Source organism: Pseudomonas sp. A214, assembly GCF_900156295.1.
In the GTDB taxonomy this organism is placed as follows: Bacteria; Pseudomonadota; Gammaproteobacteria; order Pseudomonadales; family Pseudomonadaceae; genus Aquipseudomonas; species Aquipseudomonas rhizophila.
Map to the genome: position 1 here is coordinate 1,417,784 of NZ_LT707062.1, position 13,728 is coordinate 1,431,511.

Sequence of the window (13,728 nt, forward strand, 5' to 3'; positions counted from 1 at the left end):
TTAGCGCTTGCTTGAGGCGAGCATGGTGGCTTTTTCCTGGTCCATGCGAGCCATCAAGGGTTGGCTCTGAGCCAGGAAGCGTGAGCGCTCGGACTTGGCAATCGGATCGGCCATGGGGAGCTTCTGGCCCAGCGGATCAACGTGAACGCCGTTGACCTGGAATTCATAATGCAAATGCGGCCCGGTGGACAGACCGGTAGTGCCAATATAGCCAATCACCTGGCCTTGCTTGACGCTGCCGCCGGTTTTCACGCCTTTTGCGAAGCCCTGCATATGGCCATACAGCGTACGGTAAGTGTTGCCGTGCTGGATGATCACGGTGTTGCCATAGCCACCCCGGCGTCCGGCCAACAGCACTTTGCCGTCTCCGGCGGCCTTGATTGGGGTGCCGCGGGGAGCTGCGTAGTCGACGCCTTTATGGGCGCGGATCTTGTTCAGGATTGGATGTTTGCGGCCTACGGAGAATCTTGAGCTGATGCGGGCGAAATCAACCGGCGTACGGATAAATGCCTTGCGCATGCTGTTGCCGTCGGCAGTGTAATAGCTGCTGTTGCCTTGTTTGTTGGTGTAGCGCACCGCCGTGTAGGTCTTGCCGCGATTGGTGAAGCGGGCGGAAAGAATAGGGCCGTTGCCGACGCTTTTTCCGTTGACCATTTTCTGTTCGTAAATGACGTCGAACTCGTCGCCCTGGTGAATATCCTGAGCGAAGTCGATGTCGTAGCCAAACACGCTGGCCATGTCCATTGTCAGGCTATGGGAAAGGCCGGCGCGTGCGGCCGATTGCGACAATGAGCTGTTAATGACGCCGTGAGCATAGGCTGAGCGCACGGTTGGTTTGGTGATGACGCGGTTGAACGCATAACCCTTGTCGTTTTTGCTCAGGGTGATGCTTTCCAGGTCACTTAGTTTGGTATGCAGGCTGGTCAGTTGTCCGTCTGGGCTGAGTTCGAACTCGAGTTTCTGACCCCTCTGGAGCCGAGCGAACTGTTTGGCTTTCTTGTCGCTGGCCAGGACCTCGTGGACCAGGGTCGACGGCAGCCCAACCTTTTCGAAGAGAGTGGAGAGCGTGTCGCCTTTGGCAACTATGACCTCATGGTGGCCCGGGTCTTTCTTTTCTTCGATCGCAGGCTCCGCTTGGGCGGACGCGGGCGTGTCTTCAGCGTTGTTTTCGATCTGCGCGAAGGGGGAGGCTGCGGCCTCGTTTGTGGCTTGGACGGCTTCGGCAGCGTCTTGATCTTGTGTCAGTTGTTCAGCAGGGCTTTCCAGTTCGAGACTTAGGGTCGTCTTTTTGGCTTCAACATCGCTGGAGGGAAACACCAGGAGCGCCAGGCTAAGAAGGGCGGCAATACCACTTGCAGCGAGCAGGTGGGTCTTGGGGTAAAGCGGCGGCGCTTTGGATGGTTCTGTGGTCATAGGTAATTTGACTTTTGAAGAGATGAATTGGAAAAGATGAATGACATGATGAAGATGAAATAACTGTATAAAATATAACCAAATCACCTGCGAAGCAAGCCCGCGGACACTCTGTCCGTGGATTGGTGTCCGCGCACCCGGCAAACCTTGTATTTGGTGCGCGATCTTGTATGGTTGGGTCCCTTTGAATCTGAGCCTTGCGGGTCTGTTATGAAGTCGGTTGAAGAGCAGCTAGCGCTGATCAAGCGTGGTGCAGAAGAGTTGTTGGTCGAGTCCGAGCTGATTGAAAAGCTCAAGCGTGGGCAGCCGCTGCGTATCAAGGCTGGTTTCGACCCGACGGCACCCGATCTGCACCTGGGTCATACCGTGCTTATTAATAAGCTGCGTCAGTTCCAGGACCTGGGGCATCAGGTCATCTTCCTGATAGGTGACTTCACTGGGATGATCGGTGATCCTAGTGGCAAGAGCGCGACGCGCCCACCGCTGACGCGCGAGCAGGTTCTTGATAATGCCGAGACCTACAAGACTCAGGTCTTCAAGATCCTTGATCCGGCCAAGACCGAAGTCGCTTTCAACTCCACCTGGATGGATCAGATGGGGCCGGCGGATTTCATTCGCCTGACCTCCCAATACACCGTGGCTCGTATGCTCGAGCGCGATGATTTTGACAAGCGCTATAAAACCAGTCAGCCGATCGCCATTCATGAATTCCTCTATCCGCTTGTTCAGGGCTATGACTCGGTGGCATTGCGTGCTGACGTCGAGCTCGGCGGTACGGATCAAAAGTTCAACCTGCTGATGGGGCGCGAGCTTCAGCGTGGTTATGGTCAGGAAGCCCAGTGCATTCTGACCATGCCTTTGCTGGAGGGGTTGGATGGTGTGAAGAAAATGTCCAAGTCGTTGGGTAACTATGTGGGTATCCAGGAAGCGCCGGGTGTTATGTACGGCAAGCTGGTTTCCATTCCTGACGTGCTTATGTGGCGTTACTTCGAATTGCTCAGCTTCCGTTCCATGGATGAGATCAACGCATTCCGTGCGGATGTTGAGGCTGGGGCAAATCCGCGGGACATCAAGATCAAGCTGGCTGAAGAGATTGTTGCTCGTTTCCATGGTGAGGAAGCTGCGGCCAATGCTCATCGTGCGGCGGGCAACCGCATGAAGGATGGCGAATTGCCGGATGATCTGCCTGAGATCGAATTGACTGCGGCCGAGGATATGCCGATTGCGGCCGTCCTTAATAAAGCAGGCTTGGTCAAGAATGCTGCAGCAGCGCGAGATCTTCTTGGTTCGGGCGGCGTGCGCATCGATGGTGAAGTGGTGGATCGCGCCTATATATATAAGCTGGGCGCTACCCATGTCTGTCAGGCTGGCAAGAAGGCTTTTGCGCGTATCGTGCTGAAGCCGGAATAAAAGCCGAAATTAGTGCTTGACGGCAAATTCTGGAAGTCTATAATTCGCCCCACTTCCGGCGCAGTCGAAACGAAAAACTCCTTGAGTTTCAATGAGTTAAACGATTTTCGGCAGCGCAGGGCTTCAGGTCATCGAAGCTTGGGAAGCAGTTGGTGGGGCGGTTTTCCTGGCTCCGTTAACGATTCGATCTTCTCGATCGAAAGCGTCAAAAAGAGGTGTTGACAGCAGCGAGTAACGCTGTAGAATTCGCCTCCCGCTAACGAGAGATCGGAAGCGCAAGTGGTTGAAGTTGCAGAGGAAACTTTGAAAACTTCTTAAAATAACCGCTTGACAGATACACCGGGCGCTGTAGAATGCGCGCCTCGGTTGAGACGAAAGGCTCAACCCACCGCTCTTTAACAACTGAATCAAGCAATTCGTGTGGGTGCTTGTGGAGTCAGACTGCTAGTCAACAGATTATCAGCATCACAAGTTACTCCGCGAGAAATCAAAGATGTAACCAACGATTGCTGAGCCAAGTTTAGGGTTTTCTCAAAACCCAAAGATGTTTGAACTGAAGAGTTTGATCATGGCTCAGATTGAACGCTGGCGGCAGGCCTAACACATGCAAGTCGAGCGGTAGAGAGGTGCTTGCACCTCTTGAGAGCGGCGGACGGGTGAGTAAAGCCTAGGAATCTGCCTGGTAGTGGGGGATAACGCTCGGAAACGGACGCTAATACCGCATACGTCCTACGGGAGAAAGCAGGGGACCTTCGGGCCTTGCGCTATCAGATGAGCCTAGGTCGGATTAGCTAGTTGGTGAGGTAATGGCTCACCAAGGCGACGATCCGTAACTGGTCTGAGAGGATGATCAGTCACACTGGAACTGAGACACGGTCCAGACTCCTACGGGAGGCAGCAGTGGGGAATATTGGACAATGGGCGAAAGCCTGATCCAGCCATGCCGCGTGTGTGAAGAAGGTCTTCGGATTGTAAAGCACTTTAAGTTGGGAGGAAGAGCATTAACCTAATACGTTAGTGTTTTGACGTTACCGACAGAATAAGCACCGGCTAACTCTGTGCCAGCAGCCGCGGTAATACAGAGGGTGCAAGCGTTAATCGGAATTACTGGGCGTAAAGCGCGCGTAGGTGGTTCGTTAAGTTGGATGTGAAATCCCCGGGCTCAACCTGGGAACTGCATTCAAAACTGTCGAGCTAGAGTATGGTAGAGGGTGGTGGAATTTCCTGTGTAGCGGTGAAATGCGTAGATATAGGAAGGAACACCAGTGGCGAAGGCGACCACCTGGACTGATACTGACACTGAGGTGCGAAAGCGTGGGGAGCAAACAGGATTAGATACCCTGGTAGTCCACGCCGTAAACGATGTCAACTAGCCGTTGGGAGCCTTGAGCTCTTAGTGGCGCAGCTAACGCATTAAGTTGACCGCCTGGGGAGTACGGCCGCAAGGTTAAAACTCAAATGAATTGACGGGGGCCCGCACAAGCGGTGGAGCATGTGGTTTAATTCGAAGCAACGCGAAGAACCTTACCAGGCCTTGACATCCAATGAACTTTCCAGAGATGGATTGGTGCCTTCGGGAACATTGAGACAGGTGCTGCATGGCTGTCGTCAGCTCGTGTCGTGAGATGTTGGGTTAAGTCCCGTAACGAGCGCAACCCTTGTCCTTAGTTACCAGCACGTCGTGGTGGGCACTCTAAGGAGACTGCCGGTGACAAACCGGAGGAAGGTGGGGATGACGTCAAGTCATCATGGCCCTTACGGCCTGGGCTACACACGTGCTACAATGGTCGGTACAGAGGGTTGCCAAGCCGCGAGGTGGAGCTAATCCCACAAAACCGATCGTAGTCCGGATCGCAGTCTGCAACTCGACTGCGTGAAGTCGGAATCGCTAGTAATCGCGAATCAGAATGTCGCGGTGAATACGTTCCCGGGCCTTGTACACACCGCCCGTCACACCATGGGAGTGGGTTGCACCAGAAGTAGCTAGTCTAACCTTCGGGGGGACGGTTACCACGGTGTGATTCATGACTGGGGTGAAGTCGTAACAAGGTAGCCGTAGGGGAACCTGCGGCTGGATCACCTCCTTAATCGACGACCGCAGCTGCTTCATGAGCTCCCACACGAATTGCTTGATTCATTGAAGAAGACGATTGGGTCTGTAGCTCAGTTGGTTAGAGCGCACCCCTGATAAGGGTGAGGTCGGCAGTTCGAATCTGCCCAGACCCACCAATTTCATGGTGTTCCCTGTAGAAATACGGGGCCATAGCTCAGCTGGGAGAGCGCCTGCCTTGCACGCAGGAGGTCAGCGGTTCGATCCCGCTTGGCTCCACCATTACAGATTGGCACCAACGTTTAAAGCTTAGAAATGAGCATTCCACCAAGACGGTGCTGAATGTTGATTTCTAGTCTTTTGATTAGATCGTTCTTTAAAAATTTGGGTATGTGATAGAAAGATAGACTGGACGTTACTTTCACTGGTAACGGATCAGGCTAAGGTAAAATTTGTGAGTTGCTCTTAGAGCATGCGAATTTTCGGCGAATGTCGTCTTCACAGTATAACCAGATTGCTTGGGGTTATATGGTCAAGTGAAGAAGCGCATACGGTGGATGCCTTGGCAGTCAGAGGCGATGAAAGACGTGGTAGCCTGCGAAAAGCTTCGGGGAGTCGGCAAACAGACTTTGATCCGGAGATGTCTGAATGGGGGAACCCAGCCATCATAAGATGGTTATCTTGTACTGAATACATAGGTGCAAGAGGCGAACCAGGGGAACTGAAACATCTAAGTACCCTGAGGAAAAGAAATCAACCGAGATTCCCTTAGTAGTGGCGAGCGAACGGGGACTAGCCCTTAAGTGGCTTTGAGATTAGCGGAACGCTCTGGAAAGTGCGGCCATAGTGGGTGATAGCCCTGTACGCGAAAATCTCTTAGTCATGAAATCGAGTAGGACGGAGCACGAGAAACTTTGTCTGAATATGGGGGGACCATCCTCCAAGGCTAAATACTACTGACTGACCGATAGTGAACTAGTACCGTGAGGGAAAGGCGAAAAGAACCCCGGAGAGGGGAGTGAAATAGATCCTGAAACCGTATGCGTACAAGCAGTGGGAGCCCACTTTGTTGGGTGACTGCGTACCTTTTGTATAATGGGTCAGCGACTTATTTTCAGTGGCGAGCTTAACCGAATAGGGGAGGCGTAGCGAAAGCGAGTCTTAATAGGGCGTCTAGTCGCTGGGAATAGACCCGAAACCGGGCGATCTATCCATGGGCAGGTTGAAGGTTGGGTAACACTAACTGGAGGACCGAACCGACTACCGTTGAAAAGTTAGCGGATGACCTGTGGATCGGAGTGAAAGGCTAATCAAGCTCGGAGATAGCTGGTTCTCCTCGAAAGCTATTTAGGTAGCGCCTCATGTATCACTGTAGGGGGTAGAGCACTGTTTCGGCTAGGGGGTCATCCCGACTTACCAAACCGATGCAAACTCCGAATACCTACAAGTGCCGAGCATGGGAGACACACGGCGGGTGCTAACGTCCGTCGTGAAAAGGGAAACAACCCAGACCGTCAGCTAAGGTCCCAAAGTTATGGTTAAGTGGGAAACGATGTGGGAAGGCTTAGACAGCTAGGAGGTTGGCTTAGAAGCAGCCACCCTTTAAAGAAAGCGTAATAGCTCACTAGTCGAGTCGGCCTGCGCGGAAGATGTAACGGGGCTCAAACCATACACCGAAGCTACGGGTATCACTTAGGTGATGCGGTAGAGGAGCGTTCTGTAAGCCTGTGAAGGTGAGTTGAGAAGCTTGCTGGAGGTATCAGAAGTGCGAATGCTGACATGAGTAACGACAATGGGTGTGAAAAACACCCACGCCGAAAGACCAAGGTTTCCTGCGCAACGTTAATCGACGCAGGGTTAGTCGGTCCCTAAGGCGAGGCTGAAAAGCGTAGTCGATGGAAAACAGGTTAATATTCCTGTACTTCTGGTTATTGCGATGGAGGGACGGAGAAGGCTAGGCCAGCTTGGCGTTGGTTGTCCAAGTTTAAGGTGGTAGGCTGGAATCTTAGGTAAATCCGGGATTCTAAGGCCGAGAGCTGATGACGAGTTACCCTTTGGGTGACGAAGTGGTTGATGCCATGCTTCCAAGAAAAGCTTCTAAGCTTCAGGTAACCAGGAACCGTACCCCAAACCGACACAGGTGGTTGGGTAGAGAATACCAAGGCGCTTGAGAGAACTCGGGTGAAGGAACTAGGCAAAATGGCACCGTAACTTCGGGAGAAGGTGCGCCGGTGAGGGTGAAGCACTTGCTGCGTAAGCCCACGCCGGTCGAAGATACCAGGCCGCTGCGACTGTTTATTAAAAACACAGCACTCTGCAAACACGAAAGTGGACGTATAGGGTGTGACGCCTGCCCGGTGCCGGAAGGTTAATTGATGGGGTTAGCTAACGCGAAGCTCTTGATCGAAGCCCCGGTAAACGGCGGCCGTAACTATAACGGTCCTAAGGTAGCGAAATTCCTTGTCGGGTAAGTTCCGACCTGCACGAATGGCGTAACGATGGCGGCGCTGTCTCCACCCGAGACTCAGTGAAATTGAAATCGCTGTGAAGATGCAGTGTATCCGCGGCTAGACGGAAAGACCCCGTGAACCTTTACTATAGCTTTGCACTGGACTTTGAATTTGCTTGTGTAGGATAGGTGGGAGGCTTTGAAGCGTGGACGCCAGTTCGCGTGGAGCCATCCTTGAAATACCACCCTGGCAACTTTGAGGTTCTAACTCAGGTCCGTTATCCGGATCGAGGACAGTGTATGGTGGGTAGTTTGACTGGGGCGGTCTCCTCCTAAAGAGTAACGGAGGAGTACGAAGGTGCGCTCAGACCGGTCGGAAATCGGTCGTAGAGTATAAAGGCAAAAGCGCGCTTGACTGCGAGACAGACACGTCGAGCAGGTACGAAAGTAGGTCTTAGTGATCCGGTGGTTCTGTATGGAAGGGCCATCGCTCAACGGATAAAAGGTACTCCGGGGATAACAGGCTGATACCGCCCAAGAGTTCATATCGACGGCGGTGTTTGGCACCTCGATGTCGGCTCATCACATCCTGGGGCTGAAGCCGGTCCCAAGGGTATGGCTGTTCGCCATTTAAAGTGGTACGCGAGCTGGGTTTAGAACGTCGTGAGACAGTTCGGTCCCTATCTGCCGTGGACGTTTGAGATTTGAGAGGGGCTGCTCCTAGTACGAGAGGACCGGAGTGGACGAACCTCTGGTGTTCCGGTTGTCACGCCAGTGGCATTGCCGGGTAGCTATGTTCGGAAAAGATAACCGCTGAAAGCATCTAAGCGGGAAACTTGCCTCAAGATGAGATCTCACTGGGACCTTGAGTCCCCTGAAGGGCCGTCGAAGACTACGACGTTGATAGGTGGGGTGTGTAAGCGCTGTGAGGCGTTGAGCTAACCCATACTAATTGCCCGTGAGGCTTGACCATATAACACCCAAGCAATTTGTTGACCCGATACAGGGCACCAGATTGCGGTGTGTGAAGACGCTATGAACCGAAAGTTCGCACAACACACAAACCTATCGCATACCCATTTGCTGGAACGTGACCGCAAGGCACGCGCTGGCTACCGAATTTCTTGACGACCATAGAGCATTGGAACCACCTGATCCCATCCCGAACTCAGCAGTGAAACGATGCATCGCCGATGGTAGTGTGGGGTTTCCCCATGTGAGAGTAGGTCATCGTCAAGATTAAATTCCGAAACCCCTATCTGCTGACGCAGGTAGGGGTTTTGTTTTGCCCGCAGGAAAGACCATTTGTGTTTCTATGCAACGGTCTTGCGCATCGCTATCATGCGGGCCTCATTATCAGGTGCAGTTTGCATGCTCACGTTGCTTAAACTTCTGAAAGATGGCCGCTTCCACTCGGGTCAGGCGCTGGGTACTGCGCTGGGTATCAGTCGTAGTGCTGTATGGAAGCAGTTGCAGCACCTGGAGGCGGAGTTAGGGCTATCTGTTCATAAGGTTCGAGGTAGAGGTTATCAGCTGGCTAAGCCGCTGCTGCTTTTGGACTCGGCTGAGATTAGCGCCAAAGAGTCCTGTGAGTGGCCCATCCATATATTTGACTCCATTGATTCGACCAACGCTGAAGCGCTTCGCGCCATAGAACGTGGAATGGGCGCGCCATTTATGATTTTGGCCGAGCGACAGACAGCCGGTCGTGGTCGTCGTGGTCGCAAGTGGGTGAGTCCGTTTGCCGACAATCTTTACCACAGTCTGGTGCTGCGAATTGATGGTGGAATGCGCCAAATTGAGGGGCTCAGCCTGGTTGTGGGGCTTGCGGTTATGCATGCCTTGCATGATATGGGGATCGCGGGGGCTGGGCTGAAGTGGCCTAACGATGTCCTGGTAGGTGATAAGAAAATCGCGGGCATCTTGCTTGAATTGGTGGGGGATCCAGCAGACGTTTGCCACGTTGTCCTCGGCGTAGGGATTAATGTGAATATGCGGTCGACCGATGAGGTCGATCAGCAATGGACGTCCATGTGCCTTGAGGCGGGCAGGGATTTTGATCGAAACGAGCTGGTTGGACGGTTGGCCGCGAAGTTTCAGCATTACCTCAGGCTCCACCAGGTGTCGGGTTTCTCCGCAATCCAAGAGGAATGGGAGCGATACCATCTGTGGCAGGGGCGGAATGTTTCCCTGATTGCCGGTATCAACCAGGTTGACGGGGTTGTGATGGGCATTGATCGTCAGGGCGCGCTGCGTTTGAAGGTAGATGGCGTGGAAAAAATCTTTAGCGGTGGTGAGCTCAGTTTGAGGTTGCGTGATGATTCTTGAGCTCGATTGCGGCAATAGCTTTATCAAGTGGCGTGTCCTTGACTTCGACGGCGTAACACCGATCGAAGGAGGGGTGGTTGGTACCGATAGTGCCCTGCTGGCAAGCTTGAGTGACGCCGATAAATTTAAGCTCAAGAAATGCCGTCTCGTTAGCGTGAGGACTCCGCAAGAGACGGATTCGTTGGTTGCTCTACTAATTGATGTTTTTGGAGTGTCTGTCTCACGCGCTGTGCCTGTTCGGGAGTTGGCCGGTGTTAAGAACGGTTACAACGATTACGAGCGGCTAGGGCTCGATCGATGGTTGGCTTTGCTTGGGGGCTTCCATCTCGCTTCGGGAGCCTGCCTGGTGCTCGATTTCGGTACGGCCGTTACAGCGGATTTCGTGGCCGCGGATGGTGAGCATTTAGGGGGGTTCATTTGTCCTGGTATGCCTTTGATGCGTAATCAGTTGCGCACTCATACCCGGCGGATTCGCTATGACGATACGGCTGCCGAGCGGGCTCACGAGAGCCTCGCCCCTGGTCGCGAGACTGTAGAGGCGGTGGAGCGCGGTTGCATGCTCATGCTCAGAGGATTTGTCCTGACTCAGCTTGAACTGGCTAAAGAATATTGGGGGAACGACTTCGTAGTATTTCTCACGGGAGGAGATGCCAATTTGGTATCCGGTGTTGTGCCTGATGCCAAGGTAGTGCCTGATCTGGTTTTTGTTGGTTTGGCGATGGCCTGTCCTTTGTCTTGAGGTTCCTATGCGGTGGCTTTTTCTGCTGTTGGTGGTTTTGAATGTCTTTTATTACGTCTGGCATCAACAGGAGGCTCCGCTTCGGGCAAAAGATGTGACTCCGTTGAGTTTGTACCGGGGCTCGCAGCAGGATATTCATCTCTTGAGCGAAACGGCAGATGCGCTTGTAAGGCGGGATTCAGGCAAGTCTGCTGGCCGAGGCGCATGTGTTTATCTTGGTGGCTTCACCCGGATTGAAATGGCGCGCCAGCTGGAGCAGCGGCTCGCGGCATCCGGGATCGCGGCTCGCTCCATTGCGCAGGGCTCACCGAATCTGCCTGAGGGAGAAGGATTTTGGGTTCTGATTTCGCCAGATAGCGCGATGAAGGTGAATGAAACGCTGCTTCAAAACCTTTCTAAAGAATTCAATGAGTTAAAACATAAAATAATGCCCTGTGAGGGGGTTGCACCCGCAGGGTAGTTTGCATAGAATGGCGCCCGCTTCGCAGCGAAGGCCTTTAATGGCTAGCGCCACGAAGCGGCGTCAACGCAGCTAACCTCAGGTTTTTTATGAGAAAATGCTTGACAGAAGGCTGGCATGATATAGAATGCCGGCTCGCTTAGGAGGGGTTCCCGAGCGGCCAAAGGGATCAGACTGTAAATCTGACGTCTACGACTTCGAAGGTTCGAATCCTTCCCCCTCCACCAGTTTTAGCGTGAGCTGCAAGCTCCGCGGGTATAGTTTAGTGGTAGAACCTCAGCCTTCCAAGCTGATGATGCGGGTTCGATTCCCGCTACCCGCTCCAAGTTTGCAGGTTGTGCATAGTGTTTCGCTCTTGTAGCTCAGTTGGTAGAGCACACCCTTGGTAAGGGTGAGGTCAGCGGTTCAAATCCGCTCAAGAGCTCCATATAACAAGGCAGATATGAAAATATCTGCCTTTGTTTTAATGGTTTGTGTGACTTGCTAAATTCTTCTCCTAGGGGTGATTTCGATGGCTAAGGAAAAGTTCGAACGTAATAAGCCGCACGTCAACGTTGGTACCATCGGTCACGTCGACCACGGTAAAACCACGCTGACCGCTGCTCTGACCCGTGTCTGCTCCGAAGTTTTCGGTTCGGCCAAGGTTGACTTCGACAAGATCGACAGCGCCCCGGAAGAGAAAGCTCGCGGTATCACCATCAACACCGCTCACGTTGAATACGATTCGGCCGTGCGTCACTACGCACACGTTGACTGCCCAGGTCACGCCGACTACGTAAAAAACATGATCACTGGTGCTGCCCAGATGGACGGCGCGATCCTGGTTTGCTCGGCCGCTGATGGTCCGATGCCACAAACCCGTGAGCACATCCTGCTGTCCCGTCAGGTAGGCGTTCCGTACATCGTTGTCTTCCTGAACAAGGCTGACATGGTTGACGACGCTGAGCTGCTGGAACTGGTTGAGATGGAAGTGCGCGATCTGCTGAGCACTTACGACTTCCCAGGTGATGACACTCCAATCATCATCGGTTCGGCTCTGATGGCTCTGAACGGCCAAGACGACAACGAAATGGGCACCACCGCTGTCAAGAAGCTGGTGGAAACTCTGGACAGCTACATCCCAGAGCCAGAGCGTGCTATCGACAAGCCGTTCCTGATGCCAATCGAAGACGTATTCTCGATCTCCGGTCGCGGTACTGTTGTGACTGGTCGTGTTGAGCGTGGCATCGTCCGCATCCAGGAAGAAGTTGAGATCGTCGGTCTGCGCGATACTCAGAAAACTACCTGCACCGGCGTTGAAATGTTCCGCAAGCTGCTCGACGAAGGTCGTGCTGGCGAGAACTGCGGCGTACTGCTGCGCGGCACCAAGCGTGACGACGTTGAGCGTGGCCAGGTTCTGGTCAAGCCAGGCACCGTTAAGCCGCACACCAAGTTCACTGCAGAAGTTTACGTTCTGAGCAAGGAAGAAGGCGGCCGTCATACTCCGTTCTTCAAAGGCTACCGTCCACAGTTCTACTTCCGTACAACTGACGTGACCGGTAACTGCGAGCTGCCAGAAGGCGTTGAAATGGTAATGCCAGGTGACAACATCCAGATGACTGTCACTCTGATCAAGACCATCGCGATGGAAGACGGTCTGCGTTTCGCTATCCGTGAAGGCGGTCGTACCGTCGGCGCTGGCGTCGTAGCCAAAGTCATCGAGTAAACAGTTGTAATGTCTTTTTCGGGCCGGCATAATGGTCGGCCTGATTTTGTTTTAGGTCAGTAGCTCAATTGGCAGAGCGACGGTCTCCAAAACCGTAGGTTGGGGGTTCGATTCCCTCCTGACCTGCCAGATTCACTTGGTGTGTCTGGCTTTCTTTTCACAGGATCTTCATAGATGACTCCTAAAGCTGAAGCTCAAGGCTCTCGCTTCGATCTGCTCAAGTGGCTAGTGGTAGTCGCTTTGGTGGTTGTTGGCGTTGTTGGCAATCAGTATTACTCTGCTTCGCCGATCCTGTACCGTGTACTTGCATTGCTTGCCATTGCCGCTGTTGCTGCCTTTGTGGGGCTGCAAACGGCTAAGGGCAAGTCTTTCTTTGTACTCGCTAAGGAAGCTCGCACCGAGATTCGTAAAGTCGTATGGCCGACTCGCCAAGAAACCACGCAGACCACGTTGATCGTTGTGGCTGTTGTTCTGGTAATGGCGTTGCTGTTGTGGGGGCTCGATTCCCTGCTCGGCTGGCTTGTTTCCTTGATTGTTGGCTAAGGGTGTCCCGTGGCTAAGCGTTGGTACGTTGTGCATGCTTACTCGGGTTACGAGAAGCATGTAATGCGCTCGCTGGTAGAGCGCGTAAAGCTGGCTGGCATGGAAGATGGCTTTGGCGAGATTCTGGTCCCCACTGAAGAAGTGGTTGAGATGCGTAATGGCCAGAAGCGCAAAAGTGAACGCAAGTTCTTTCCAGGCTACGTGCTGGTACAGATGGATATGAACGAAGGGACTTGGCACTTGGTCAAGGATACCCCTCGGGTGATGGGCTTCATCGGCGGTACCGCTGACAAGCCTGCACCGATTACAGATAAAGAGGCAGAAGCGATTCTGCGTCGCGTCGCTGATGGTAGCGATAAGCCGAAGCCAAAAACACTGTTTGAGCCAGGTGAAGTTGTTCGGGTCACTGACGGCCCATTCGCTGACTTTAATGGCACGGTTGAAGAAGTTAACTACGAAAAGAGCCGGATCCAAGTGGCAGTGCTCATTTTCGGTCGCTCTACTCCGGTAGAGCTAGAGTTCAGTCAGGTCGAAAAGGTCTGATTGAACAGGCATCCCAACCCCGCAGCCCTAGGCTGTGGGGTTTTGTCGTCACTGGGATAAACGCGCAAGTAACCGGGGAGCCTTTCGA

The 13,728-nt window shown here is 53.3% G+C and carries 8 protein-coding genes, 6 tRNA genes and 3 rRNA genes; 16 read left to right on the forward strand and 1 reads right to left on the reverse strand.

Translation table 11 applies throughout. From position 1 onward, the window contains the following. Entirely contained in the window at positions 1-1,413 is a 1,413-nt protein-coding gene (locus tag BW979_RS06385) for a peptidoglycan DD-metalloendopeptidase family protein (RefSeq protein WP_047228040.1), read from the reverse strand. Between the two features lie 210 nt (positions 1,414-1,623). Between BW979_RS06385 and tyrS the strand changes: the two genes are divergently transcribed. The 16 genes from tyrS (at position 1,624) to nusG (ending at position 13,640) form a co-directional block, all read left to right on the forward strand. Beyond that, the gene (gene tyrS / locus BW979_RS06390) at positions 1,624-2,823 is read left to right on the forward strand and encodes a tyrosine--tRNA ligase (RefSeq protein ID WP_076383442.1); all 1,200 of its coding nucleotides are present in this window, start codon (positions 1,624-1,626) and stop codon (positions 2,821-2,823) included. 550 nt (positions 2,824-3,373) lie between these two features. Continuing rightward, a 16S ribosomal RNA gene (locus BW979_RS06395) occupies positions 3,374-4,910 on the forward strand. Positions 4,911-4,975: 65 nt separating this feature from the next. After that, a tRNA-Ile gene (locus BW979_RS06400) sits at positions 4,976-5,052 on the forward strand. A gap of 27 nt (positions 5,053-5,079) precedes the next feature. Then, positions 5,080-5,155, forward strand: a tRNA-Ala gene (locus BW979_RS06405). Between the two features lie 248 nt (positions 5,156-5,403). Continuing rightward, positions 5,404-8,295, forward strand: a 23S ribosomal RNA gene (locus BW979_RS06410). A 150-nt stretch (positions 8,296-8,445) separates the two neighbouring features. After that, positions 8,446-8,561: ribosomal RNA gene (gene rrf / locus BW979_RS06415) — 5S ribosomal RNA — on the forward strand. Together the 16S, 23S and 5S rRNA genes with 2 tRNA genes alongside form the textbook arrangement of a ribosomal RNA operon. 132 nt (positions 8,562-8,693) lie before the next feature. Next, the gene (birA, locus tag BW979_RS06420) at positions 8,694-9,650 is read left to right on the forward strand and encodes a bifunctional biotin--[acetyl-CoA-carboxylase] ligase/biotin operon repressor BirA (RefSeq protein ID WP_047230554.1); all 957 of its coding nucleotides are present in this window, start codon (positions 8,694-8,696) and stop codon (positions 9,648-9,650) included. Continuing rightward, a complete protein-coding gene (locus BW979_RS06425) occupies positions 9,640-10,389 on the forward strand; it encodes a pantothenate kinase (RefSeq protein WP_047230553.1) in 750 nt (249 codons plus the stop codon). The genes birA and BW979_RS06425 overlap by 11 nt, the downstream gene beginning before the upstream one ends. A 7-nt stretch (positions 10,390-10,396) precedes the next feature. Continuing rightward, positions 10,397-10,849 carry a hypothetical protein gene (locus BW979_RS06430; RefSeq protein WP_047230552.1) on the forward strand — a complete coding sequence of 151 codons (453 nt, stop codon included), beginning with the start codon at positions 10,397-10,399 and terminating at the stop codon, positions 10,847-10,849. Between the two features lie 142 nt (positions 10,850-10,991). Beyond that, positions 10,992-11,076: transfer RNA gene (locus tag BW979_RS06435), tRNA-Tyr, on the forward strand. A 24-nt stretch (positions 11,077-11,100) separates the two neighbouring features. Further along, a tRNA-Gly gene (locus BW979_RS06440) sits at positions 11,101-11,174 on the forward strand. Between the two features lie 26 nt (positions 11,175-11,200). After that, positions 11,201-11,276: transfer RNA gene (locus BW979_RS06445), tRNA-Thr, on the forward strand. 84 nt (positions 11,277-11,360) lie between these two features. Next, positions 11,361-12,554: an elongation factor Tu gene (gene tuf, locus BW979_RS06450; RefSeq protein WP_003186103.1), complete on the forward strand. Its 1,194-nt coding sequence runs from the start codon at positions 11,361-11,363 to the stop codon at positions 12,552-12,554. A 53-nt stretch (positions 12,555-12,607) separates the two neighbouring features. After that, positions 12,608-12,683 (forward strand) — tRNA-Trp (locus BW979_RS06455). 45 nt (positions 12,684-12,728) lie between these two features. Then, positions 12,729-13,097 carry a preprotein translocase subunit SecE gene (gene secE, locus BW979_RS06460; RefSeq protein ID WP_003186101.1) on the forward strand — a complete coding sequence of 123 codons (369 nt, stop codon included), beginning with the start codon at positions 12,729-12,731 and terminating at the stop codon, positions 13,095-13,097. Positions 13,098-13,106: 9 nt separating this feature from the next. Beyond that, positions 13,107-13,640, forward strand: coding sequence for a transcription termination/antitermination protein NusG (nusG, locus tag BW979_RS06465; protein ID WP_003186097.1), 534 nt, complete (start codon positions 13,107-13,109; stop codon positions 13,638-13,640). Positions 13,641-13,728 lie beyond the last annotated feature (88 nt).